Source organism: Pseudomonas sp. D3-10, from assembly GCF_051132175.1.
GTDB lineage: Bacteria > Pseudomonadota > Gammaproteobacteria > Pseudomonadales > Pseudomonadaceae > Aquipseudomonas.
On the sequence record NZ_CP071668.1, the window covers coordinates 2,147,393 to 2,172,951 of the forward strand.

Consider the following 25,559-nt stretch of genomic DNA (forward strand, 5'->3'; position numbering starts at 1 on the left):
TCCCACAGGATGTCCCGCACACTGGCCTCACGGCATTTGCGGCAGTTCCTGCGGCCGCAGGTCAAATACCAGCACTTCGGCATCCTGGCCATTGCCCAGCGTCAGTACCTGTTCCTGGCGCACCCGCACGCCATCGCCTTCGTGCAACGGCACGCCATTGAGCTCTACGCTGCCCCGGGCCACGTGGACATAGGCATAACGATCGGCAGCCAACGTCAGCGTGGCGCTTTCCTGGCCGTCGAACAGCCCGGCATAAACCCGCGCGTCCTGGCGAACGTGGAGCGATCCCTGGGCCCCGTCCGGCGAAATGATCAATTGCAGGCGACCACGTTTCTGCTCGGTACTGAAATGTTCCTGCTGATAACGCGGCGTGGCGCCCACCACGTTGGGCACGATCCAAATCTGCAGGAAATGCACCGGCTCGTCGGCGCTGTGATTGAATTCACTGTGCGCTACGCCACTGCCAGCACTCATCAATTGCACATCACCGGGGCGAATGACCGAACCGGTGCCCAAGGTGTCCTTGTGCTCCAGCGCCCCTTCGAGCACGTAGGAGAAAATCTCCATGTCGCGGTGTGGGTGCTGGCCGAAACCTTTGGCGGCGGCGACCCGGTCGTCGTTGATCACCAGCAGGTCGGAAAAACCCTGTTGATTGAGGTCGCGGTAGCTGGCGAACGAAAAGGTGTGGAACGACGTCAGCCAGCCGTGACGGGCAGTACCGCGATCAGAAGCTTTGCGAAGGGTCAGCATTGAAATTCTCCTGGTTCAGTGGGCGGTGGCCGTGGCCGTTCGCCGGGTTCAGAAGAAGGTTAATGGTTATCGGATTGTTCAATAAGCAGGTGAATAGGGAAATACTGTCCGTTGTGAGTGGACAATCTCGCAGCGGGCGCTTCGCTTGGTCATAATGCCAACCGATGATCCTTGTGCAAGCGAACAAGCTCGCTCCCACAGGGTCCGGCATGTTCTTCTCGATCTTGGCGTCTTCCCATGAAAACCGTAGCAATGGTGCTGTTCCCCGATTTCCTGCTGCTCGACATGGCCGGGCCGCTTGAAGTGTTTTCCATCGCCAACCGTTTTCTTGCACCCGACCAGCACTATCAGTTGCTGACCCTGGGCACCGAGCGAGGTCCGTTGCGGGCGTCCAACGGTGTGACTGTCCATGCCGATATCCATATCGACCAGGCCTGGGCCGCCTACGACGTACTGCTCGTGCCGGGTGGTCCCGGTGCCTATAACGACCGGCACCCGGGCTTGCACACATGGTTGCGGGCGGCGGCGCCAAGGGCCACCTGCTATGGCTCGATTTGTACCGGCGCGTTTGTGCTCGGCGAAGCGGGGTTGCTCGATGGACACCGGGTTACCACCCACTGGCACTACACCGAGCGCTTGATCCAGCGTTTTCCCAAGGCATTGATCGAGACCGACAAAATCTTCTTGCGCGACCGACGGCTGATCACCTCCGGCGGTGTCACGGCCGGCATCGACATGGCCTTGGCCATCGTCGCCCAGGACCACGGCCGCAAAGTCGCGCTGGACGTCGCCAAAGTGCTGCTGGTGCTGATGAAGCGCCAGGGCGGGCAAGCGCAGTTCAGCCCGCTGGTGGCGACCGTGGCGGCCCAGGAGTCGGCGGTCACGCGGGTGCAGAACCACGTGATGGAGCATCTGGAGGAGCCCTTCACCGTGGAACGCATGGCGGCGGTCGCGGCCATGAGCACCCGGCATTTTGCCCGGCTGTTTGTCCGCGAAGTGAAGATGACGCCCATGGAATTCCTTCAAGGGGCGCGCATCGATCGGGCGCGTCAGTTGCTCGAATCCACCGACTTGCCGCTCAAGACCGTGGCGTTTCGCAGTGGCTTTGGCAGCGTGCGGCACATGCGTCAGCTGTTCAGCGAAAAGCTTGGCCTGACGCCGATCCAGTACCGCCAGCAGTTCAGTTGAGCCTCGGGTGTCCGTCCAGGGCACCGTGATGTCCGTGATGGGGCCTGTGCCAGCATTGTTATCGGGCGCAGGACTGCCAAGATTACCGCGAACCCTCTGGAAAGGATGCGCGAGAGCCAGGGCAGACGCGTGCGGCGCTTCGCAACGACATGCCTGGACCGGTCATCTGGCGCTGGATCGCTCATGAACAGTTTCGTCAAACCCTGCACCGGGCCAACGGTGTGCTTTGGCCCGTTCGTCTTTCACCGACAGCAGCGGCTGGTCTCTCGCGAAGGTCAACCTCTGGCATTGGGCGGTCGCGCCCTCGACATCCTGCAGATACTGGTCGCGCACGCCGGCGCTTTCGTCAGCAAGCAAGCGCTGATCGACCAGGTCTGGCCCGACAGCGTGGTCGAAGACATCAATCTGCGGGTGCACATCGCCGCGCTGCGACGGGCCTTCGGCGAGACGCGCGAAGGCAATCGCTACATCCTCAATCATCCTCGCCAGGGCTACTGCTTTGCGGTGCCCCTGACCCTGGAATCCGTGGGCGAGTCATCGAGCGCGGAGCCCTCCGAACGGCACAATCTGCCCGCCCGGCTGAGCCCGGTGATCGGTCGCGACAAAATCCTGGGCCGGCTGTTGGTGGAAGTGCCGCGCCAATCCTTGACCACCGTCACCGGCCCGGGTGGCATCGGCAAGACCACCGTGGCGTTGCGGGTGGCGGAACTGTTGCTGGAGCACTTTGCCGATGGCGCCTGGTTTATCGACCTGGCCGGCATCGGCGACCCGGCGCAGGTTGCGCTGCGGATTAAGCATGCCCTGGGCCTGGCGGACGGTTGCTTGGCCCAGCAGCTGCAAGCCCGTCGGATACTGCTGGTGCTCGACGGTTGTGAACAACTGATCGATACCTGCCGGGAATTGGCCTTGACGTTGCGCGCAGGGGCGCCTGGCGTATCACTGTTGGTGAGCAGTCGGGAAATCCTCAACCTGGCCGACGAAAACGTCGTGCAACTGTCCGGTCTGGGGATGGCGTCGGCCGATGAGTCCGATTATGTACTGGGGTGCCCGGCGGTGCAGTTGCTGGTCGAGCGGGTCGGCGCCCGCCAGCAGGGTTTCCAGCCGGCAGAACGCGACCTGGCGGCCCTTGCGCAGATCTGTCGGCGCCTCGACGGGTTGCCGCTTGCCCTGGAACTGGCAGCGGCCCAAGTCGATGTGCTGGGCGTGGCCGGGGTCCTGGAGCAGTTGGACCATGGTCTGTCGCTGCTGAGCCACGGACGTCGAACCGCCGTGCCTCGCCACCGTAGCCTGGAAGCTGCCCTGGATTGGAGCTTCGAGCGCTTGAGCCACGATGAGCGAACGGTGTTCCAACGCCTGGCGGTGTTCGAAGAACGGTTCAGCCTCAAGACCGCCCTGGCGGTGATCAGCTGCCCTGAAGTGGAAGCGGGACGATTGCCCTGGTTGTTGTCGCGGTTGGTCATCCAATCATTGGTGATGGTTGAGCAACGCGCCGAAGGGACGCGTTTCCATCTGCTGCGCACCACCCGCGCCTATGCTTTGGAGAAACTGCGTCACAGTGGGCAGTTGCCGCTTTGGCATCGGCGTTACGCACTGCAACAGGCGTGGCAAACCCGGTCAAGACCCGAGGCGCCCATCCAGCGTACGCAGCAGCGCGTCGGCTTGCTTTAGGTCGGGCGTGTCGAAGCCCTCATTGAAACGCCGATAGACGGGGCGCAGCAGATCCGCGGCGGCCTCATCCTGGCCACGCCGTTGCCACAGCCGCGCCAGGGAAAAGGCGCTGCGCAATTCCCACGCCAGCGCGCCTTGCTGCCGGGCGACGGCCAGGGCGGCGAGCAGTTGCTCTTCGGCTTGTTTTTCGGCCGATGGGTCATCCTGCGCCAACAGGGCTTCGGCGCTGGCTCGCAGGATCTCGGCGCAGCACCAGCCTGCGGCGCCGCTATGGGCGCGTTCGATCTGACCCGGTCCCACGGCATCCGCCCGCAGCGTCACGACGATGTCCTGCATCAAGCCGCTCTTGGTCGGGCAGGCCTCCAGGGACGCTCCATCGAACGCGTTCTCGTACTGGCAGGCCCACTCATGGAACAACATCACCGAATGCTTCCGGGCCTGGTGTTTCAACATACCGAGCCGTTCCCGTGCGATTGAATGTTCGCCGGTGTAATGGGCGATCAAGCAACCGCTGATCACCAGCGTGTAACAAATCGAAAGACCGTGATTGATCTGCAGGGCAATCTGCAGCGCGAGATTGGCGGTGCGCCGGGCTTTATCGGCGAACCCTTGCAGCCAGAGGATGCGCGCCAGGATTGTCAGCGCCGCCACGCTCTGTTCGTACTGCACGCCAAAACCGTGGGTGAAGCGGCCCAGGTGGCCGTTCTGGGCCAGGCGCTGGATGACCTGTTCGGCATCGCGCCGCGCCGCGCCCTGGTCGCCAATGAAATGCAACGCCAGCACCCGCAGGCGCTGGGTGCTCAGGGACAGCACCGGGTCGCCCGGGGGGCCCAGCCGGTCGAAGTCCTGGCATTGTTCCAGCGCCTGTTGGTAGCGGCCGCAACTGAGGTTGACGGCCATGTGGCCGGACACGGCCCGCAGCTCACCGGCCAGGTCGTGGCACTGCCGGGCCAGGCGCCGGGCCGTGACGAACACCTCGACCGTGGCCGGCGTGCCGCCCTCGGTGTGGTAGTTGAGACTGGCGTGGGCCAGTTCCAGCGCAAGGGTCAACCTGGGGCATGGCGAGGCGGTGCCGTGCAGCAGGGCCCGGGCTTTGCTCACGTAAAGGCCATGTTCCTTGAGCAGCGAGAGCTCCTGCCAGAGGGGCAGGCTACGGGCCGTCAAGCGGATCGCCACGGCGTGGGAGCCGTGGGCAGCCAGCCCCCGGTCCAACGCCGCACGGATGTCGTCTCGGTAGGACGCGTAGCGCGCGATCCAAAGCTGCGTCGGGGTGGCTTCCCAATCTTTTTCAGCCTGTTCCATCAACGTCAGGCAGCGTTCGGCGTGTCGCGCCTGGCTCGCGGCCAGTTCGCCTGTCTCCAGCAGTTTTTCCAACGCGTAGCTGCGCGTGGTGTCCAGCAGGCGGTAGCGCACCTCGTCGTCACCGATCTCCACGTTGAGCAGCGACTTGGCGACCAACTGGCTGACCGATACCAGCACCTGGTCGGGCGCGACATGTTGGCCGACGATGACGGCCGCCGCCGAGGCGAGGTTGAAACTGCCCATGAACACCGCCAGGCGCCGCAGGCAGGTCTGCTCGCAGGCAGTGAGCAGCGCGAAGCTCCAGTCCAGCGTGGCGCGCAGGGTCTGTTGTCGCGGTGCGCTGGCACGCTTGTCATGGTCGAGCAGTGCGACGCTGTCTCGCAGTTGCCGGCACAACTGCTCCAGCCCAAAGTGCCCGACCTGGGCAGCGGCCAGTTCGATGGCCAGGGGAATGCCGTCCAGGCGCTGGCAGATGTCGACGATCAGCGGCACCTCATGGTCGGTCAGCTCGAAGTCGTCCTGGCTGGCCATCGCCCGTTCAGCAAACAGTTGCAGCGCTGGATATTCCAGGGCCGGATAACCCTCGATGACCATCCCCCGGGGTGGGATCGCCAGTGAATCGAGGCGCTGCACATGTTCGCCTTCGGCGCGCAGGCCTTCGCGGCTGGTGGCCAGGATATGCAAGTGCGGTGCGGCGCGCAGCAGCGTCTCGCAGAGCAGGGCCACGGCGTCGACCAGATGTTCGCAAGTATCGATCACCAGCAGCAGATGCCGTTCCTTCAAGGGCCGGACGACGGCTTCCAAGGGCTCGCCGTCTTGTGGCGACAGCTCCAACAGGGCGCAGAGGTTGGGCGCGATCATGGCCGGGTCGTTGAGCGAGCCGAGGTCCAGCAGATACGTGCCGTCGCGGTAATGGCCGATCAGCCGCTCGGCGACCCGCAACGCGACGGTAGTCTTGCCGATGCCGCCGCTGCCGACCAGGGTGATGAAGCGTTTTCGCGGCAACTGGGCGACCAGGCTTTCCACCAGCCCCTGGCGCCCGATCACCCGGGTTCGGCGCGGCGGCAGGTTGCGCGCCAGGGCAGGGTGGGGGATACGTGCCAGTGGCTCGGGCGACTCGAAAGTCACCGGCGCGACGAAGCTGTAGCCGCGCTGCGCCACGGTGACGATGTAGCGCTGGCCTGCCTGTCCATCGCCCAACGCCTTGCGCAGCGCCGCCACGTGAACCCGGAGGTTGGTGTCTTCCACCACGCTCTTGGGCCAGACACGGGCGATCAATTGCTGCTTGCTCACCACTTGGCCTGCGTGGTCGAGCAACACCAATAGAATCTCCACCGCGCGCCGACCCAGGCGCAACGGCTGCCCGCCCTCCAGCACCAGGCGCTGGCGGGGATGAACCCGGTAAGGGCCGAAATGCAGCGTCTTTTCGACGGGCAGGCTGAGGTACTGGCTCATGGCGCGCTCATTGTTCTGTTCCCTGGAGATGGCTGTACCTGAGCATATTCGTCAGGTTTTGTGACAAGCGCAACGGTGAACAGCCTTATCCAGAGCCATCGACAGATACAAATCCCCCCTACAAAAGCAATCTTCATTGGGGCTTTTAACACCACCGTCCCGAAAAAATTAACAACGTTTAACTCACGCACATACACCCCCTGACCGGACCATGGAGCAATCCACCCACCTCAAGGAGTCATGTCATGAGCACATTCATCACCCGCGACGGCACGGAGATCTACTACAAGGATTGGGGTACTGGTCAACCGGTGGTCTTCAGTCACGGCTGGCCGTTGAACTCCGACAGTTGGGAGGCGCAGATGATGTTCCTGGCGTCCAATGGCTACCGGGTGATTGCCCACGACCGTCGCGGTCATGGGCGTTCCAGCCAGCCGTGGGACGGCAATGACATGGACACTTACGCCGACGACCTGGCGGAACTGATCGAACGCCTGGACCTGAAGAACGCCGTGTTGCTCGGCTTCTCCACCGGCGGTGGCGAAGTGGCCCGCTACATCGGCCGTCACGGCGCCGCCCGCGTCGCCAAGCTCGGCCTGATCTCGGCTGTCACGCCGCTGATGCTCAGGACCGCGGCCAACCCCGGTGGCTTGCCTGTCGAAGTCTTCGACGGTTTCCGCCAGGCCTCCCTGGCCGACCGTTCTCAGCTATACAAGGATGTAGCCAGCGCGTTTTTCGGCGCCAACCGTCCGGGCGCCAAGGTCTCCCAAGGCATGATCGACTGGTTCTGGATGCAAGGCATGCTCGCCGGCCACAAGAACACCTACGACTGCATCAAGGCGTTCTCGGAGACCGATCTTTCCGACGACCTGCGCAACATCGACGTGCCGACCCTGGTGGTCCATGGCGATGACGACCAAGTCGTGCCGATCGAAACCGCCGGCATCGCGGCCGCCAAATTGCTCAAGAACTCGCAGCTGCTGGTTTACCCAGGCGCGCCCCATGGCCTGACCGATACCCATAAGGACCGCTTGAACGCGGACCTGTTGGCGTTCATCCAGGGCTGACGCAAGCAAGCTAAGACCTGTGGGAGCGAGCCTGCTCGCGAAGGCGGTGGCTCAGCTTGCATCGATATTTGCCGTGCCGGCCTCTTCGCGAGCAGGCTCGCTCCCACAGTTAAAACAGGAACAACACCCATGAACCGCAATGATCTACGCCGTCTCGACATGAACCTGCTAGTGATCTTCGAGGCGCTGATGTTCGAGAAGAACCTGACCCGCGTTGCCGAAAAACTGTTCATGGGCCAGCCGGCGGTGAGCGCGGCGCTTGGGCGGCTGCGGGATCTGTTCGATGACCCGCTGCTGATCCGTCATGGCCGGGGCATGGAACCGACGCCTCGGGCCCTGGCGATCCTGCAGGAATTGCAGCCGGCCATGGACACGATTTCCGGTGCGGTCAGCCGGGCCAAGGCGTTCGACCCGTCCACCAGTTGCGATGTGTTTCGCATCGGTCTGTCCGACGATGCCGAATTCGGCCTGTTTCCACCCTTGCTGAGCCAACTGCGCGAGGAAGCACCGGGCATCATCGTGGTGGTGCGCCGGGCCAATTTCCTGCTGATGTCGTCGCTGCTGGCCAGCGGTGAGATCAGCGTCGGCGTCAGCTACACCACCGATCTCCCTGCTAACGCCAAGCGCAAGAAACTGCGGGACATTCCTTGCAAGGTCTTGCGTGGCGACAAGCGCCCGGGTCCGTTGACCCTGGACGAATATTGCTCGCGGCCCCATGCGATGGTTTCGTTCTCCGGCGACCTGAGCGGCAACATCGACCTGGACCTGGCCCGCATCGGCCGGGCGCGCAAGGTCGTGCTGGCGGTGCCGCAATTCAGCGGGCTGCGCGCCTTGCTGGCCGGCACCGAGCTGATCGCCACCGTGCCGGACTATGCCGCCTGCGCACTGGTGGAAGGGTGCGCGTTACGCGCCGAAGATCCGCCGTTCGAAATCAATGCCGCCGAGTTGTCGATGGTCTGGAGCGGCGTGCATGACAACGACCCCGCCGAGCGCTGGCTGCGCTCGCGCATTGCGGCCCACATGTCCCAACCGCTGCCGGCCGCCGCTTCGACGGACCCGGCCGGAGCCCACCGATGAATACCACTGACGAAAGCCGCTTGCAGGACGTTGGCCTGCTGTTGCTGCGCCTGAGCGGCGCGCTGTTCCTGTTATGGGTGCATGGCTTGCCGAAATTGCTGAATTACAGCGCCGAGCTGACCCGCATCGAAGACCCGTTCCACCTCGGCGCGGCGACCACGCTGGTCTTGGCGATTTTTGCCGAGGTGCTGTGTCCCTTGCTGATCATGGCCGGCGTGCTGGTGCGGTTGGCGTGCCTGCCCATCCTGTTCCTGCTGGCCGTGGCGCTGCTGGTCGTGCATCCGCAGTGGAGCCTGGAAGAAGGCCAGTTCGGCTGGTTGCTGTTGATCATATTTACCAGCGTGTTCATTGCCGGCCCTGGACGTTTGGCGATGAACGCGCGCTTTGCTGGAGTGCTGCGTCATGCCTGAGTCCCAAACCCTCAGATCCACCGCGAGCCCGGCGGTACCCGGTTTCGATGAAATCGTCACCCTGGTGGTCAAGCACCGGATCAAAGCCGGGCAGAACGATGCCTATGAGGCCTGGTTGCGGCGCATCGTCACCGTGGCCGGCCAGTGGCCGGGCCATTTGGGCGTCGACGTTGTGCGGGGCAAGCAGGACGGACTGTCGTTGTTTACCTGCGTGCTGCGTTTTCGCTCCACCGAGGCCATGCAACGCTGGCTGGATTCCTCCGAGCGTCGTGAATTGGTGGCCGAGGCAGCGCCACTCTTGGCCGACGGCGACAAGATCGAGGTCGGTTCCCATAAGGAATTCTGGTTCGCCCCGCTGGCCGATGCCGCCACGCCGCCACCGCGCTGGAAGCAATCGGTGGTGACGTTGCTGGTCATCCTGCCGCACACCTTGCTGGTGCCATTGCTCTGGGGCCCTCTGCTGCAGCTCAACGCATTTCTGTCCAACTACGTGGTCGCCACGTTCCTCATCACCGTGACCATCGTGCTCTCGGTGGTGTACGTGTGCATGCCGTTGGCGACCCGGTTGTTCGCGCCCTGGTTGGAATCCTCCAAAACCCACGAACACCTGGAGCCCGGCCATGGCCAATAACGACGACCCAACCGATCCACTGCGCCGCCAGTTGCTTGCCGCCGGATCCTTGCTCAGCGCCGCCGCCGCTTTCTGGCCGCGCCTGTCCCTTGCTTCTTCCCATTCACAAGGAAACCCGATGAACGCCGATCTGATTCTGTTCAATGGCCAATTCCACACCGTCGACCGTGAGAAGCCTCGCGCCAGCGCGGTTGCCATCAGCCAGGGCCGCTTCGTCGCCGTGGGCACCGACGCCGAGGCCATGGCCCTGCGTGGCAGCGGCACCCAGGTCATCGACCTCAAGGGCCGCACCGTCATCCCCGGCCTCAACGATTCGCACCTGCACCTGATCCGTGGTGGCTTGAACTACAACCTGGAGCTGCGCTGGGAAGGTGTGCCCTCGTTGGCCGATGCCTTGCGCATGCTCAAGGACCAGGCTGATCGCACGCCCACCCCGCAATGGGTCCGCGTGGTGGGCGGCTGGAACGAATTCCAGTTCGCCGAAAAACGCATGCCGACCCTGGAAGAACTCAACCAGGCCGCTCCCGATACGCCCGTGTTCGTGTTGCACCTCTACGATCGTGCCTTGCTCAACCGCGCCGCGCTGCGCGTGGCCGGCTACACCCGTGACACGCCGAACCCACCGGGTGGCGAAATCGTGCGTGACAGCAGGGGGGAACCCACCGGCATGCTGGTGGCGCGCCCCAACGCGATGATCCTTTACTCGACGCTGGCGAAAGGGCCGAAACTGCCGCTGGAGTACCAAGTCAACTCCACGCGCCAGTTCATGCGCGAGCTCAATCGCCTGGGCCTGACCAGCGCCATCGACGCCGGCGGCGGCTACCAGAACTACCCGGACGACTACGAAGTCATCGAGCAGTTGGCCCGCGAGCAACAGTTGACGGTGCGCATCGCCTACAACCTGTTCACCCAGAAGCCCAAGGAAGAACTCACCGACTTCAAGAACTGGACCGGCAGCGTCAAGCTGCACCAGGGCGATGACTTTTTGCGGCACAACGGCGCCGGCGAAATGCTGGTGTTCTCTGCGGCAGACTTCGAAGACTTCCTTGAACCGCGCCCAGACCTGCCGCCGGGCATGGAACAGGACCTGGAGCCAGTGGTGCGTCACCTGGTGGAACAGCGCTGGCCATTCCGCCTGCACGCGACCTACGACGAATCCATCAGCCGCATGCTCGACGTGTTCGAGAAGGTCAACCGCGACATTCCGTTCAACGGCCTGCCGTGGTTCTTCGACCACGCCGAGACCATCACGCCGAAAAACATCGAACGCGTGCGGGCGCTGGGCGGCGGTATCGCAATCCAGGACCGCATGGCTTTCCAGGGTGAATATTTTGTCGATCGCTACGGCGCCAAAGCCGCCGAAGCCACACCGCCGATCAAGCGGATGCTCGCCGAAGGCGTGCCGGTGGGCGCTGGCACCGACGCCACTCGCGTCTCCAGCTACAACCCGTGGACCTCGTTGTACTGGATGGTCAGCGGCCGCACCGTCGGCGGCCTGTCATTGCATGAAGAAGGGCTGCCGCGCCTGACCGCGCTGGAGCTGTTTACCCACGGCAGTGCCTGGTTTTCGTCGGAGCAGGGCAAGAAAGGCCAGATCAAGGTCGGCCAACTGGCGGACCTGGCGGCCCTGAGCGCGGATTTCTTCAGCGTCGAGGAAGAAGCCATCAAGTGGATCGAATCGGTGCTGACGGTGGTGGACGGCAAGGTGGTCTACGGGGCTGGCGATTTCGAGAAACTTGGCCCAGCGAGCGTCCCGGTGTTGCCGGACTGGTCGCCGGTGGTCAAGGTCCCTGGCCACTGGCGCCCGACATCGCCCTTGCAGGCGCAAGTCCACCAGTGCAGCGGTCCTTGCACGGTGCATTCCCATAGCCACGAGCGGGCGCGCCTGTCGAACGTCCCGGTCAGCGACTTCCAGGGTTTCTGGGGCGCGTTTGGCTGTTCCTGTTTTGCCTTTTGACTAACACACCGATTCTCCCCTTGTGGGAGCGAGCCTGCTCGCGAAGGCGTCGGCACATCCGACATCGCCGCCAGCTGACACACCGTCATCGCGAGCAGGCTCGCTCCCACATTGGTTTTCAATACATCCATCCCAAAGGAGTCACCCCATGAGCAACGTTCCCGCCTACAACCGTCTGAACAAAGACGACGCGGTCGTCCTGCTGGTCGATCACCAGACCGGTCTGATTTCCCTGGTCCAGGACTTCTCGCCCAACGAGTTCAAGAACAACGTGTTGGCCTTGGCCGACCTGGCGAAGTTCTTTGAACTGCCGACCATCCTGACCACCAGCTTCGAACAAGGCCCCAACGGTCCGATCGTGCCGGAGCTCAAGGAAATGTTCCCGGACGCGCCGTACATCCCGCGTCCAGGCCAGATCAACGCCTGGGACAACGAAGACTTCGTCAAGGCGATCAAGGCCACCGGCCGCAAGCAACTGATCATCGCCGGCGTGGTGACCGATGTCTGCGTGGCGTTCCCGACCCTGTCGGCGCTGGCTGAAGGCTTCGACGTGTTCGTCGTTACCGACGCTTCGGGTACCTTCAACGAAACCGTGCAACAAGCTGCCTGGGTACGCATGACTGCTGCTGGCGCGCAGATGATGAACTGGTTCTCGGTGGCCTGTGAGCTGCACCGCGACTGGCGCAACGACATCGAAGGCCTGGGCAACCTGCTGTCCCAGCGCATTCCTAACTACCGCAACCTGATGAACAGCTACTCGGCACTGACGGCCAAGTAAGCTGTCCATGCTTGACGACGCCCGCTCTGTGCGGGCGTTTTTGTGCCCGGCATCAGAGCCTTGCAGCTGACCCACCGCCATCGCGAGCAAGCTCGCTCCCACAGGTTTTGTGACGACTCGAACATTGTGGGAGCGAGCCTGCTCGCGAAAGCGTCAGCCCATCCAACCGCTATGCAACCTGGCTCACCCAGATCACAATGCCTACCTGAACCGGCAGACTGTCCACCCACGGAATGACAATGAACCCCTTCGAAGAGATGCGCATCTTTGCCCAGGTCATGGAGTCGGGCAGTTTCACCGCCGCAGCGGACAAGCTCGGGCTGTCCAAGCAATTCGTCAGCCGCAAGCTCATGGAGCTGGAGCAACGCCTGGGGGTGCGCCTGCTCAATCGCTCGACCCGTCGGCTGGATGTCACGCCGCTCGGCCAGCGCTACTACGAAGCGGCGTTGCGCCTGCTCAGCGAAGTCGAGCAAGTGGAGCAGGGCATCAGCGGCCAGACCAGCGAGCCGCGTGGGACCATCCGGCTCAGCGCGCCGTTGTCATTCGCCGTGGCGCACCTGGGCAGCCTGCTGCCGCTGTTCTTGCAACGCTACCGGGATGTCAGCGTCGAAGTGGACCTGAGCGACCGCTCGGTTGACCTTTTGGGGGAAGGCTATGACCTGGCACTGAGGATCGGCGTGCTGGAGGATTCAACGCTGATCGCCCGGCGCATCGCGAGCATCGAACGGGTGTACTGCGCCAGCCCGGCTTATCTGTCAGACAAAGGCACACCCATACGACCTGAAGACCTGCGCAATCACGACTGTTTGCCTTATGGACACAGCCGTCAGGTGCAGTGGCGTTTCGAGGGGCATGGCAAACCGCTGGTCCTGGAAGTAGTGGGACGGATGCGGGCCAATAACGGCGACCTGCTCAGGGATGCGGCGATTGCCGGGATGGGGATCACGTATCTGCCAACCTTCATCCTCGGCGATGCGCTAAAGGATGGTCGCCTGGTCAAGGTGCTGGAGGGGTTCGAAACCGAGCCGTTGACGCTGTCGGCGGTCTATCCGCAACACCGCCAGGCTTCGCGACCGGTGCAGGCGCTGGTGGAATTCTTGCGCGAGCAGATGATATGAAGGCCGCGACGCTTCAACCCGATCGGTGGTTGAAGCGTTCGCGGCCATGGATCAAGCGGCGAGGTTGGCGCTGCTCAGTTCTTTCTTATACTGCGCTTTCATGGTTTCCATCTGCTCGCCCAAGGCGTCCAGCTTGGCCTTGCCCAGCACCTTCTTGGCTTGAGGGAACATTTCTTTCTCTTCTTCCTCGATGTGGTGCTCCAGCAGCTCTTTCACCACTTTGACGCGGCCCGCGAATTCAGGCTGGGAAGGGTCGGTGGCTTTCAGGTCGGGCAGCACCAGCGAATCGACGGTGCGGTGCTCTTCCTTGGCTTCGTAATACATCTCGGCTTCTTCCTTGCCGCCTTCCTGCTTGAAGGCCGGGTACAGGATTTCTTCTTCCAGGCGGGTGTGGATGGTGACTTCCATTTCCAGCTTCGCCAGTAGCTCGGTGCGTTTCTTGACCGCGCGATCAGTGGACTCACTCAGTTGAGTGAGAATGGCTTTGACGCGTTCATGGTCGGCTTTCAACAGGTCGATGGCGTTCATGTGCTGCTCCTCGGTCATTCACGGATGCGGGCCGGCTTCGAGCGCCGACGCCACGTAACATGACAGGTGCATCCGTCGTGCCAGCCGAGCCTCTTTATTAATTACTTAAAAATCAGTGGCTTATCTTTTCTGCCAGTTTCGCTATCGTGCAGGCTGCAAGAGTCACCATCAAAACGCGTTGCACTTTGCGCTGCCAAGGCCGTCAGCGGTTGTCGATCGATTGCCTGACCCGTTCCGCCAGTGCCAGGCAGGACGTCAGCCCCGGGGATTCGATACCGAACAGGTTGATCAGCCCCGGCACCTTGTGCTCGGTTTCAGCGCTGATAAGAAAGTCCCGGGCCGGTTCCCCCGGGGCGGAGATCTTCGGGCGAATGCCGCTGTAGGCGGGTTGCAGGCTCCGGTCGGGCAAGCCCGGCCAGTAGTTTCGAATGGCCTGGTAGAACGCTTCGGCCCGGGCCGGATCCACTCGGTAGTCTTCTGCTTCGACCCATTCGGTGTCAGGACCGAAACGCGCCTGGCCCGCCAGATCGAGCGTCATATGAATGCCCAGGCCAGCGGCTTCTGGCGCCGGATAGACCAAATGGCGGAATGGTGCCCGCCCGGCCAGTTGGAAGTAGTTGCCCTTGCACAGGTAACCATCGGGAATCCACTGCCGGGCCAGACCCTCGATCCGGCGGGCGAGGGCAGGGGCCTGGAGGCCGGCGGCGTTGATCAGGCGGCGGCACGACAACGTCATCTGCGCCGTGCCGCCCAATGTCAGGCTGAAGCCCTCGTCGACAACACGAGCCTCTAGCAAGGGCGTGCGAAACACCACGTTGGCGCCCGCCGCCTCGGCATCCCCCTGCAATGCCAACATCAAGGCGTGGGCGTCGACGATACCGGTAGAGGGCGAGTACAGCGCGCCAACACAGGACAGCTCCGGCTCCAGCGCCTGTGCCTGCTTTTTATCGAGCAGGCGCAGGTCGTCCACGCCGTTGAGCAGGCCGCGCGCCAGAAGCTTTTCAAGCTCGGCCAGTTGTACTTGGTCCTTCGCCACGATCAGTTTGCCGAGCCGGCGAGTCTGGACGCCGTGGCTGGCGCAGTAGTCATACAGTCGTCGCCGGCCTTCGACACACAGCTGCGCCTTGAGGCTGCCGGGCGGGTAATACAGCCCAGCATGGATCACTTCCGAATTGCGCGAGCTGATGCCCGCGCCGATGGCATCGCCTGCTTCGATCACCAGCACTTCATGCCCGGCCTGCGCCATCTCCCGCGCCACGGCCAGGCCGACGACGCCTGCGCCGACGACCATGCAATCAATATCCACATTCAACGCTGGATCTCCTTCAAAGGCACAATAGCGCTTGAGCATAGTCCCTTCTGCAGGAGTGCATCTGTGACAGAGAACTTGCTCCCGCTGGGCTGCGCCGGCAGAAGCTGTGTAGGAGCCAGCTCCTACAGAATCGAGCGGGAGCAAGCTCCCCCGCCACGGTTCTCGCAAATTCAAACTTGCATCCCAAAAAAAATGCCCGCATCTCACGATACGGGCATTTTGTCATCGATGACGCTTCAGCTATCAGCCGGTCAGACCAGCCTGCTGAACCAGGGTCAGCAACGGCTGCGGGTATACACCCAGGAAGAACGCCAATACGGCGATGGCCAGCAGCATGACGCCGCCTGCCTTTTGTTCCCAGTGCAACTCGGCATCGTGGCGACGCAGGTTCGGTTCCATCAGGTACAGCGTGACCATGACGCGCAGGTAGTAGAACACGCCGATGGCACTGCCCAGCACCAGGGAGCCGACCAGCCACCATTGGTGAGCCTCGACGCCGGTGGCAATGATGTAGAACTTGCCGATGAAGCCGGCGGTCAGCGGGATGCCGGCCAGGGACAGCATCATCACGGTCAGCACGGCGGTCAGGTACGGACGGCGCCAGAACAGGCCACGGTATTCGTACAGGGCATCGGCGTCGCGGCCGTTGTACGGCGAGGACATCAGGGTGATCACGCCGAAAGCGCCGAGGCTGGTGATCACGTAGGTGACCAGGTACACGCCGATGGCTTCCACGGCCAGGCCCTTGCTGGCGATCAGAGCGATCAGCAGGTAGCCGAAGTGCGCGATGGACGAGTAACCCAGCAGACGCTTGAGGTTGCTCTGGGTCAGCGCCAGCAGGTTACCGAACAGGATCGACGCGATGGCGATGATGGTCAGCACGTTACTCAACACGCCGCTGCTGGCCACTGGCGAGATCTGGAACAGACGCACCATGACCGCGAACACCGCCACCTTCGATGCGGTGGCGAGGAACGCCGCCACGGGCGCCGGGGCGCCTTCGTATACGTCCGGGGTCCAGAGGTGGAACGGAACCAGCGACAGCTTGAACGCCAGGCCGATCAGCATCATGCCCAGGCCCAGTTGAGCGATCGGGCTAGGCAGGCCGGTGGCCGCCAGGGCTTGGCCGATACCGACGAAGCTCAGGGTGCCGGCTTCAGCGTAAAGCAGGGCCATGCCGAACAACAGGAACGCGGAACCGGCGGCCGACAACACCATGTACTTGATGCCGGCTTCCAGGGAGCGCTTGTTGAAGAAGGCGTAGGCCACCAGGCCATAAACCGGCACCGACAGCAGTTCCAGGCCGATGAACAGGCTGGCCAGATGCTGTGCGCTGACCAGGACCAGGCCACCGGCGGCGGCCATCAGGATCAGCAGGTACAGTTCTTCGCGGTTGCCCGGGTAACCCGAACCCCCATCACCCAGATAGGCGTGGGCGAGGGTGACGCAGGCGAGGGTGGCGACCAGGATCAGCGCCATATACAGGCAGGCGAAGCTGTCGATCTGTATCAGTGGCGTGACCGCCAGGGGCGCGACTTTCAGGGCCGGCAGGATCGACAGCAGGGCCAGGTTCAGCCCCGCCACCGACAGCAGGAAGGTTTGTGCGTGATTGCGGCGCCAGGCGATCGCCAGCATCACCACGATGATCGTGGCGCTGGTGATCAACAGCGGCGCAAGCGCGATAAAGTGTTGAATCGTGAATTCCATAGCGCTCTTACCGGGCCGAAGCGAGTTGAGAGAAGGCGGTGCCGAGCCACTGCTGCACGCCATGCATCGTGGCGGCGGAAGTGTCGAGGAATGGCTGCGGATAGACGCCGAGGTAAACCAGCAGCACCGCAAGGCCAAGCACCATGATCAGTTCGCGACCGTCCATGCCGCGCAGCACTTCATCGGACTTGGCCGGACCGAAGTAGGCGCGGTGGATCATGATCAGCGAGTAGACCGAACCGAACACCAGGCCGGACGTGGCAATCGCGGTGATCCATGGCGCGCTGACGAACGAGCCGATCAGGATCAGGAACTCGCCGACGAAGTTGCCGGTGCCTGGCAGGCCTAGGGAAGCGGCTGCGAAGAACAGGCTGATGGCCGGCAGGTAGGCGATGCGCGACCAGATGCCGCCCATTTCACGCATGTCCCGGGTATGCAGGCGCTCGTACAACTGGCCGCTGAGGATAAACAGCGCCGCAGCCGAGAGGCCGTGGGCCAGCATCTGGATCACCGCGCCTTGCAGGGCCAACTGGCTGCCGGAGTAGATCCCGATCAGCACGAAGCCCATGTGCGAAACGCTGGAGAACGCGATCAGGCGCTTGATGTCGGTCTGGGCGAAGGCCAGGAACGCACCGTAGAAAATACCGATCAGGCCAAGGGTCATTGCGATCGGCGCAAACTCGGCCGAGGCGTTCGGGAAAAGCGGCAAGGCAAAGCGCAGCAGGCCGTAGGCCGCTGTCTTCAACAAGATACCGGCCAGGTCCACGGAACCGGCCGTCGGCGCCTGGGCGTGGGCGTCGGGCAGCCAGGAGTGGAACGGCACCACCGGCAGCTTCACCGCGAAGGCGATGAAGAAGCCCAGCATCAGCACGTACTCGGTGGTGCGCGACAGCTCTACTTTCAACAGGTCGGCGTAGTTGAAGGTAATCACGCCGGTGTTGTTGAAGTTCACCAGAACCAGGCCAAGGATCGCCACCAACATGATCAGGCCGGAAGCCTGGGTGAAGATGAAGAACTTGGTCGCTGCGTAGATCCGCGTCTTCTTGCCGTCCGAAGAACTGTGACCCCAGAGCGCGATGAGGAAGTACATCGGCACCAGCATCATTTCCCAGAAGAAAAAGAACATGAACAGGTCCAGCGCCAGGAACACGCCGACGACACCGCCCAGGATCCACATCAGGTTCAGGTGGAAGAAACCGACGTGACGCTGGATCTCTTTCCAGGAGCAGAGCACCGAGAGAATGCCCAGCAAGCCGGTCAGCAGGATCATCAGCAGCGACAGGCCGTCGAGGGCCAGGTGCACGCTGATGCCGAAGCGCTCGATCCAGGCGTGCTTGAATTCAAGTGCCCAGGTCGGATCGGCGCCAGGGGCCGGTGCGAATGAATAGTCGCCGGTCGCCCACAGCCAGAGGCCGAGCGCGAGTTCCAGGGACATGGTCAGCAGCGCAATCCAGCGCGGGAGGGTAGAGCTGGAACGCTCCGCCATCCAGCACAGCAGGCCGCCGATGAAGGGGATCAGGATTAGCCAGGGCAGAATCATGACGGGCTCGTTTCCTTTCGCAAGTTCGCAAGGTTCATATCAGACCGCTACCAGCACGATGGCGCCGATAACCAGCACGGCGCCAGCCGCCATGGAAGCCGCATACCAACGCAGTTGACCGGTCTCGGTACGGCTCAGGGCAGTGTGGCCACCCTTGGCCATGCGCGGGATCAGGCCAATGGTCTGGTCGAGCGGGTCTTTGCGCAGAATGTGGCTGATCGCAAGGTATGGCTTGACGAACAGTTTGTCGTAGATCCAATCGAAGCCCCAGGCGGCGAACCACCAAGCCGAGAGGAAACGCCCGATGCCGCTGTTGGCGATGGCCGTGACGAAGCGACGCTTGCCGAGGAACAGCAGGGCAGCCAGCAGGATACCCGCCAGGGCGATGGCGCCCGAGGCGATCTCCAGGCTGTGCTTGGCTTCGCCGCCGGCATGGCCGACGCTTTGCGGCAGCACATCGGCCAGCGGTGGGGTGATCATGGCGCCGACGAAGGTCGACAGCACGATCAGCACCGATAGCGGCAGCCAGTGGGCAATGCCGTGGCCGGCGTGGGCTTCGGTCTTGGCTTCACCGTGGAATGCGATGAAGATCAGGCGGAAGGTGTACAGCGAGGTCATGAACGCACCCACCAGGCCGGCATAAAGCAGACCCTGGTTACCGCTGGCGAACGCTTCCCAGAGGATCTCGTCCTTGGAGTAGAAGCCGGCGGTGACCAATGGCAGGGCCGCCAGGGCCGCGCCACCGACGATGAAGCTGGCATAGGCCAACGGCAGTTTCTTCCACAGGCCGCCCATCTTGAAGATGTTCTGCTCGTGGTGGCAGGCAACGATCACCGCACCGGAGGCAAGGAACAGCAGGGCCTTGAAGAAGGCGTGGGTCATCAGGTGGAAGATCGCGCCTTCCCAGGCACCGACGCCCAGGGCCAGGAACATGTAGCCGATCTGGCTCATGGTCGAGTAGGCGAGGATGCGCTTGATGTCGGTCTGTACCAGCGCGGCAAAACCGGCCAGCACCAGGGTCACGCCGCCAACCAGGCCGACCAGGTGCAGGATGTCCGGCGCCAGGGCGAACAGGCCGTGGGTACGGGCGATCAGGTAGACACCGGCGGTGACCATGGTCGCCGCGTGGATCAGTGCCGAAACCGGCGTCGGGCCCGCCATCGCGTCCGCCAACCAGGTCTGCAGCGGCAGTTGCGCGGATTTGCCGACAGCGCCGCCCAGCAGCATCAGGGTCGCCAGGACGATCCAGAAGTCGCCGGCCTTGAAGTGCTCGGGCGCCTTGACCAGCAATTCCTGGATATTCAGCGTGCCCAGCTGCTGGAACAGGATGAACAGGCCGATGGCCATGAACACATCGCCGATGCGGGTCACGATGAAGGCCTTGAGCGCGGCGTTACCGTTGTTGCGGTTGCTGTAGTAGAAACCGATCAACAGGTACGAGCACAGGCCCACGCCTTCCCAGCCGAAGTACAGGAACAACAGGTTATCGCCGAGCACCAGGAACAGCATGCTGGCGATGAACAGGTTGGTGTAGGCGAAGAAGCGCGAGTAACCGGCTTCACCGCGCATGTACCACGAGGCGAACAGGTGGATCAGGAAACCCACGCCGACCACCACGCCGAGCATGGTCACCGACAGGCCGTCCAGGTAAAGGGCGAAGTTCGGCGTGAAGCCTTCCACCGCCATCCACTGCCACAGCACCTGCACGTACGCGCCACCTTCCGGCGGGGCGACGTTGAATTGCCAGATCACATACGCGGTAACGATGGCAGACAGGCCGATGGAGCCCACGCCAACCAGCGCCGAAAGGTTTTCCGACCAGCGTCCACGGGAGAACGACAGCAGCAGGAAACCGATGAGGGGAAATATGAAAGTCAGGAAAAGAAGGTTCATCCGCGCATCTCGCTGGCAGCGTCAATATCGAGAGTGTGGAAGCGGCGATACAGCTGCAACAGGATCGCCAGGCCAATACTGGCCTCGGCGGCTGCCAGGCTGATCACCAGGATGAACATGATCTGTCCATCCGGTTGCGCCCAGCGAGCGCCCGCAACGATGAAGGCCAGGGCGGAGGCATTCATCATCACCTCCAGGCTCATCAGCACGAACAGAATGTTGCGGCGGACCATCAGGCCGACCAGACCGAGACAGAACAGGATGCCGGCAACCGCCAGACCATGCTCGAGAGGGATAGCAGGCATGTGATTACTCCTTCGCCTCATTACGGCCCAAATGGAACGCCGTGACGACTGCGGCAAGCAGCAGCATCGAGGCGAGTTCGACCACCAGCAGATAAGGGCCGAACAGGCTGATGCCCACGGCCTTGGCGTCTACGGTGGTGTGGCCGATGGCCTGGCCGCTCTGGTGGGCGAACAGCACATACAGCAGTTCTCCCAGCAGCAGGGCGGCGAGAATCACCGGCCCCGCCCAGATGCCAGGCTTGAGCCAGGCGCGTTCCTGTTGGATCGCCGCCGGGCCGAGGTTGAGCATCATCACCACGAACACGAACAGCACCATGATGGCGCCGGCGTAAGCGATCACTTCCAAGGCACCGGCGAACGGCGCGCCGAGGGCGAAGAAGGTCATGGCCACGGCGATCAGCGAAATGATCAGGTAGAGCAGGGCGTGCACGGGGTTGGTGTTGGTGACCACACGAAGCGTGGACACCACCGCGATACCCGATGCGAAATAGAAAGCGAATTCCATCTTTCTTCCTTAAGGCAGCAAGCTCTTCACGTTGATCGGTTCGGCTTCGTTCTGCGCGGCGCCTTTCGGCTTGCCGGCAATGGCCATACCTGCAACACGATAGAAGTTGTAATCAGGGTTTTTACCGGGACCGGAAATCAGCAGGTCTTCTTTCTCGTACACCAGGTCCTGACGCTTGAAGTCAGCCATTTCGAAATCCGGCGTGAGCTGGATCGCGGTGGTCGGGCACGCTTCCTCGCACAAACCGCAGAAGATGCAGCGCGAGAAGTTGATGCGGAAAAAGTCCGGGTACCAGCGACCGTCTTCGGTCTCGGCTTTCTGCAGCGAGATGCAGCCTACCGGGCACGCCACGGCGCACAGGTTGCAGGCCACGCAGCGCTCTTCGCCGTCAGGGTCGCGGGTCAGGACGATGCGCCCGCGATAACGCGGCGCCAGGTAGACCTGTTCTTCCGGGTATTGCAGGGTGTCGCGCTTGCGAAAGCCATGGCCGAAGATCATGACCAGGCTTCGCAGTTGGGTACCGGTACCCTTAACGATGTCGCCAATATATTTGAACATGGGTCAAATCCTCACTGAACCGCGGCCGCGGGCGCGTTCATCAAAACGATCGCAGCGGTCACCAGCATGTTGATAAGGGTCAGCGGCAGGCAGAATTTCCAGCTGAAATCCATCACCTGGTCGTAGCGTGGGCGCGGGATCGAGGCGCGCAACAGAACGAACAGCATGATGAAAAACGCGGTCTTCAGGGCGAACCAGACGAAGGACAGTTGCGGCAGGATGCCGAACGGACCGTGCCAGCCACCGAAGAACAGCGTCACCAGCAGTGCCGAGATCAGGATGATGCCGATGTACTCGCCAACGAAGAACATGCCCCATTTCATGCCGGCATATTCAATGTGGTAACCGTCGGCCAGTTCCTGTTCCGCTTCCGGCTGGTCGAAGGGGTGACGGTGAGTCACGGCCACGCCAGCGATGAAGAAGGTACAGAAGCCGAAGAACTGCGGAATGATGAACCACAGGTTCTGGGCCTGGTACTCGACGATGTCGCGCATGTTGAACGAGCCGGCCTGAATCACGATGCCCATCAGCGACAGGCCCATGAACACTTCATAGGACACGGTCTGGGCCGAGGCCCGCAGGCTGCCGAGCAGGGCGAACTTGTTGTTACTCGACCAACCGGCGAACAACACCGCGTACACCGACAGGCCGGCCATGGCGAAGAAGAACAGCAGGCCGATGTTCAGGTCCGCCACGCCCCAGGTCGGGGTGATCGGGATGACCGCGAAGGCGATCAGCAAGGCGCTCATGGCCACGACCGGTGCCAGGGTGAAGATCACCTTGTCGGCGAACGGTGGCGTCCAGTCTTCCTTGAAGAACATCTTCACCATGTCGGCGGCGATCTGGAACATGCCGAACGGGCCGACGCGGTTCGGACCGTAGCGGTCCTGCCACCAGCCCAGCAGGCGACGTTCGACGAAGCTCAGCAACGCGCCGCAGACCACCACGGCCAGCAAGACCACGATGGCCTTGAGGACCGTCAGGATCACGGCGATCACTTCAGGGGTGAACCAGCTCATTGCGCTGCCTCCTGCAGACCGTCGACGGTTTTGCCGAAAATCGCCGGTGGAATACCCGCCAGGCCAGCCGGCAGGGCCACCAGGCCGGCGCCCAGTTCTTCATTGATGCGCAGCGGCAGACGCAAGGTCTGGCCAGCCACGTTCAGGCTCAGCAGGGCACCGTCGTTGACGCCCAGGCGATCGGCTTCGGACTTGGCCAGCGACACGTAGGCGGCCGGGATGCGCTCCTGCACCGGCTCGGCCTTGGAAGAGTTCTCTTCGCTGCCGAACAGGTGATGGAACGGCACGACCTGCCAGGTGCCCGGTGCCGGGTTGAAGGCACGTGGGACGCTGGCGAACCAGCCCAGGCCATCGCCCTGGGTTTCGATCAGGCGAGTGCCCGGATCACCGGCGCGCAGGTGGCCGCCGACTTCGTCCTGGAACTTGTTCCAGGCCTGCGGCGAGTTCCAGCCCGGCGACCAGGCGAACGGCACTTGCGAGCGCGGTTCGGCGGAGCCCGAGTAACCTTCCATGGAGAAGGCGAACGCGGTGTCCTTGTCCTGCGGAGTACGCGGTTCGTGGACACTGATATTGGCGCGCATCGCGGTGCGACCGGAGTAGCGCAGCGGTTCGCGAGCCAGTTTCAGGCCCTTGATGCGGAACGCGGCGGACGGCGCGGCGTCGACCACACCGGCCAGTTGCGCAGTGCTCGAGGCAACGGCGGCCGTGACGTGGTCCAGTTGCGTCCAGTCGATCGGCTGGTTCAGCAGGGTGGCGCGCAGGGCGTGCAGCCAGCGCCAGCCTTCGTGGACCAGAATGCTGGCGTCCAGGTACTGCGGGTCGAAAACCTGGAAGAAGCGCTGGGCGCGGCCTTCCTGGCTGACCAGCGTACCGTCGCCTTCGGCGAAGCTTGCCGCCGGCAGCACCAGGTCGGCGCGGTCGGTGGTGGCGGTTTTCTGATGGTCGGCGACGATCAAGACCTTGGCGGCGCTCAGGGCGGCATCGACCTTGGCATTGTCGGTGCGGGTGAACAGGTCGTTCTCCAGCACGACGATGGCGTCGGCGTTGCCGTCGATCACCGCTTGCAGCGCCGCGTCGACCGATTCGCCACCAAGCATGGCCAGGCCAAGGCTGTTGGCCTCAGGTACAACCAGGCTGATGGAGCCATTTTTTTCGCGTAGCTTCAGTGCCTTGGCGATGTTGGCCGCGGCTTGGATCAGCGCCTTGGAACCCAGGGAGGTGCCGGCGATGATCAGCGGACGCTTGGCGGCCAGCAGGGCGTCGGCGATGCGTTGGGCGAGGGCGGCTGCTTCACTGTCCAGGCCGTCGACGGCCGGGGCGCTGGCGTCCAGGGCGTGGGCCACGGCGAAACCGATGCGCGCCAGATCGTCCGGAGCGGCGTGGACGCATTCTTCGGCCACGTCGTCGAGCTTGGTTTCAGCGAGGCTGGCGATGAACAGCGGGTTCAGCGCGTGCTGGCCGATGTTCTTCACGGCGGCGTCGAGCCATGGCTGGACGCGCATGGCGTCGGCCATGTCCTCGGCCTTGCCCTTGACCGACTGGCGCAGGGCGAGGGCCATGCGGGCGGCGGTCTGGGTCAGGTCTTCGCCGAGGACGAACACTGCGTCGTGGTCTTCGATGTCGCGCATCGTCGGCACGGGCAGTGGGCTGTCCTTGAGCACTTGCAGCACCAGGCGGATGCGTTCCAGCTCGCCGGCCTCGATGCCACTGTAGAAGTGCTCGGCGCCGACCAGCTCACGCAGGGCGTAGTTGCTTTCCAGGCTGGCGCGAGGCGAACCGATGCCGACGATGTTGCGTCCGCGCAGCAGCTCGGCGGCCTTGTCCAGGGCTTCGTCCAGGCTCAGCTTGGCGCCGTTTGCGAGCAGCGGCTGGCGCGGGCGATCCTTGCGGTTGACGTAGCCATAGCCGAAACGGCCACGGTCGCACAGGAAGTACTGGTTCACCGAACCGTTGTAGCGGTTTTCGATACGGCGCAGTTCGCCGTAACGCTCGCCCGGGCTGATGTTGCAACCGCTGGAGCAGCCGTGGCAGATGCTTGGCGCGAACTGCATGTCCCACTTGCGGTTGTAGCGCTCGGAGTGGGTCTTGTCGGTGAACACACCGGTCGGGCAGACCTCGGTGAGGTTGCCGGAGAATTCGCTTTCCAGGGTGCCGTCTTCAACGCGACCGAAGTAGACGTTGTCGTGGGCGCCGAACACGCCCAGGTCGGTGCCGCCGGCGTAGTCCTTGTAGAAACGCACGCAACGGTAGCAGGCGATGCAGCGGTTCATCTCGTGGGAAATGAACGGGCCGAGATCCTGGTTCTGGTGGGTACGCTTGGTGAAGCGATAACGGCGCTCGTTGTGGCCGGTCATCACGGTCATGTCTTGCAGGTGGCAATGGCCGCCTTCCTCACAGACCGGGCAGTCGTGAGGGTGGTTGGTCATCAACCATTCGACGACGCTGGCGCGAAACACTTTCGCTTCTTCGTCGTCGATGGAGATCCAGCTGCCGTCGGTGGCGGGGGTCATGCAGGACATGACGATCCGACCACGCTTGTCGTTCTCGTCGGTGTACTGCTTGACCGCGCACTGGCGACAGGCGCCAACGCTGCCAAGGGCGGGGTGCCAGCAGAAATAAGGAATGTCGAGGCCCAGCGACAGACATGCCTGTAACAGGTTGTCTGCGCCATCGACTTCGAGCTCTTTGCCGTCTACGTGGATAGTGGCCATGGTTCAAAGTTCTTCGTTGGCCCGGTGTCAGCGGGCGTGGCTAATGGAATCTTGTCGTTCGTCCGAATCCAAACAGCCTC

Annotated in this window: 21 protein-coding genes; 9 read left to right on the plus strand and 12 right to left on the minus strand. The window is 63.0% G+C overall.

Features of this window, described 5'->3' with window-relative positions:
- Positions 1 to 27: 27 nt before the first annotated feature.
- Entirely contained in the window at positions 28 to 750 is a 723-nt protein-coding gene (locus J3P90_RS09895) for a pirin family protein (RefSeq protein ID WP_434676251.1), read from the minus strand.
- 237 nt (positions 751 to 987) lie between these two features.
- Here J3P90_RS09895 and J3P90_RS09900 point away from each other — a divergent pair, with 237 nt between their 5' ends.
- Together J3P90_RS09900 and J3P90_RS09905 are read left to right on the plus strand one after the other, a co-directional pair.
- Positions 988 to 1,938: a GlxA family transcriptional regulator gene (locus J3P90_RS09900; RefSeq protein ID WP_434606571.1), complete on the plus strand. Its 951-nt coding sequence runs from the start codon at positions 988 to 990 to the stop codon at positions 1,936 to 1,938.
- Positions 1,939 to 2,121: 183 nt separating this feature from the next.
- The gene (locus J3P90_RS09905; RefSeq protein WP_434676252.1) at positions 2,122 to 3,606 is read left to right on the plus strand and encodes an ATP-binding protein; all 1,485 of its coding nucleotides are present in this window, start codon (positions 2,122 to 2,124) and stop codon (positions 3,604 to 3,606) included.
- On the opposite strand, the gene J3P90_RS09910 is transcribed toward J3P90_RS09905, so the two are convergent.
- A complete protein-coding gene (locus J3P90_RS09910) occupies positions 3,553 to 6,363 on the minus strand; it encodes an ATP-binding protein (protein WP_434676253.1) in 2,811 nt (936 codons plus the stop codon). The genes J3P90_RS09905 and J3P90_RS09910 overlap by 54 nt on opposite strands.
- Before the next feature lie 245 nt (positions 6,364 to 6,608).
- Here J3P90_RS09910 and J3P90_RS09915 point away from each other — a divergent pair, with 245 nt between their 5' ends.
- From J3P90_RS09915 to J3P90_RS09945, 7 genes are all read left to right on the plus strand, one after another.
- Positions 6,609 to 7,430, plus strand: coding sequence for an alpha/beta fold hydrolase (locus tag J3P90_RS09915; protein WP_434559607.1), 822 nt, complete (start codon positions 6,609 to 6,611; stop codon positions 7,428 to 7,430).
- Between the two features lie 129 nt (positions 7,431 to 7,559).
- Positions 7,560 to 8,507: a LysR family transcriptional regulator gene (locus J3P90_RS09920; RefSeq protein WP_434559605.1), complete on the plus strand. Its 948-nt coding sequence runs from the start codon at positions 7,560 to 7,562 to the stop codon at positions 8,505 to 8,507.
- The gene (locus J3P90_RS09925; RefSeq protein WP_434559603.1) at positions 8,504 to 8,917 is read left to right on the plus strand and encodes a DoxX family protein; all 414 of its coding nucleotides are present in this window, start codon (positions 8,504 to 8,506) and stop codon (positions 8,915 to 8,917) included. Before J3P90_RS09920 ends, J3P90_RS09925 begins: the two co-directional genes overlap by 4 nt.
- Complete coding sequence (locus tag J3P90_RS09930; protein WP_434676254.1) at positions 8,910 to 9,548, plus strand: antibiotic biosynthesis monooxygenase; 639 nt, start codon at positions 8,910 to 8,912, stop codon at positions 9,546 to 9,548. The genes J3P90_RS09925 and J3P90_RS09930 overlap by 8 nt, the downstream gene beginning before the upstream one ends.
- 118 nt (positions 9,549 to 9,666) lie before the next feature.
- Positions 9,667 to 11,505 (plus strand): amidohydrolase, encoded by a 1,839-nt coding sequence (locus J3P90_RS09935; protein ID WP_434564125.1) that lies wholly within the window; start codon positions 9,667 to 9,669, stop codon positions 11,503 to 11,505.
- A gap of 148 nt (positions 11,506 to 11,653) precedes the next feature.
- Positions 11,654 to 12,283, plus strand: coding sequence for an isochorismate family cysteine hydrolase YcaC (gene ycaC / locus J3P90_RS09940; RefSeq protein ID WP_014337664.1), 630 nt, complete (start codon positions 11,654 to 11,656; stop codon positions 12,281 to 12,283).
- A gap of 239 nt (positions 12,284 to 12,522) precedes the next feature.
- A complete protein-coding gene (locus tag J3P90_RS09945; protein ID WP_434648158.1) occupies positions 12,523 to 13,401 on the plus strand; it encodes a LysR family transcriptional regulator in 879 nt (292 codons plus the stop codon).
- Positions 13,402 to 13,452: 51 nt separating this feature from the next.
- Here J3P90_RS09945 and J3P90_RS09950 read toward each other — a convergent pair whose 3' ends face one another.
- From J3P90_RS09950 to nuoG, 10 genes are all read right to left on the minus strand, one after another.
- On the minus strand, positions 13,453 to 13,929 hold the full coding sequence (locus J3P90_RS09950) for a hemerythrin domain-containing protein (protein ID WP_420765859.1): 477 nt from the start codon (positions 13,927 to 13,929) through the stop codon (positions 13,453 to 13,455).
- Between the two features lie 202 nt (positions 13,930 to 14,131).
- Positions 14,132 to 15,241 (minus strand): NAD(P)/FAD-dependent oxidoreductase, encoded by a 1,110-nt coding sequence (locus J3P90_RS09955; RefSeq protein ID WP_434676255.1) that lies wholly within the window; start codon positions 15,239 to 15,241, stop codon positions 14,132 to 14,134.
- Between the two features lie 243 nt (positions 15,242 to 15,484).
- Entirely contained in the window at positions 15,485 to 16,948 is a 1,464-nt protein-coding gene (gene nuoN, locus J3P90_RS09960; RefSeq protein WP_186609337.1) for an NADH-quinone oxidoreductase subunit NuoN, read from the minus strand.
- 7 nt (positions 16,949 to 16,955) lie between these two features.
- Complete coding sequence (nuoM, locus tag J3P90_RS09965; RefSeq protein ID WP_434559597.1) at positions 16,956 to 18,488, minus strand: NADH-quinone oxidoreductase subunit M; 1,533 nt, start codon at positions 18,486 to 18,488, stop codon at positions 16,956 to 16,958.
- 39 nt (positions 18,489 to 18,527) lie between these two features.
- Entirely contained in the window at positions 18,528 to 20,381 is a 1,854-nt protein-coding gene (nuoL, locus tag J3P90_RS09970) for an NADH-quinone oxidoreductase subunit L (protein ID WP_420765863.1), read from the minus strand.
- Positions 20,378 to 20,686 carry an NADH-quinone oxidoreductase subunit NuoK gene (gene nuoK, locus J3P90_RS09975; RefSeq protein WP_003180046.1) on the minus strand — a complete coding sequence of 103 codons (309 nt, stop codon included), beginning with the start codon at positions 20,684 to 20,686 and terminating at the stop codon, positions 20,378 to 20,380. The genes nuoL and nuoK overlap by 4 nt, the downstream gene beginning before the upstream one ends.
- Before the next feature lie 4 nt (positions 20,687 to 20,690).
- Positions 20,691 to 21,191 carry an NADH-quinone oxidoreductase subunit J gene (gene nuoJ / locus J3P90_RS09980; RefSeq protein WP_186609331.1) on the minus strand — a complete coding sequence of 167 codons (501 nt, stop codon included), beginning with the start codon at positions 21,189 to 21,191 and terminating at the stop codon, positions 20,691 to 20,693.
- Positions 21,192 to 21,200: 9 nt separating this feature from the next.
- Positions 21,201 to 21,749, minus strand: coding sequence for an NADH-quinone oxidoreductase subunit NuoI (nuoI, locus tag J3P90_RS09985; RefSeq protein WP_215005602.1), 549 nt, complete (start codon positions 21,747 to 21,749; stop codon positions 21,201 to 21,203).
- Positions 21,750 to 21,760: 11 nt separating this feature from the next.
- Positions 21,761 to 22,768 (minus strand): NADH-quinone oxidoreductase subunit NuoH, encoded by a 1,008-nt coding sequence (gene nuoH / locus J3P90_RS09990; RefSeq protein ID WP_039592869.1) that lies wholly within the window; start codon positions 22,766 to 22,768, stop codon positions 21,761 to 21,763.
- Positions 22,765 to 25,479, minus strand: a complete 2,715-nt coding sequence (gene nuoG / locus J3P90_RS09995) for an NADH-quinone oxidoreductase subunit NuoG (protein ID WP_434676256.1) — start codon at positions 25,477 to 25,479, stop codon at positions 22,765 to 22,767. The genes nuoH and nuoG overlap by 4 nt, the downstream gene beginning before the upstream one ends.
- Between the last annotated feature and the right edge of the window lie 80 nt (positions 25,480 to 25,559).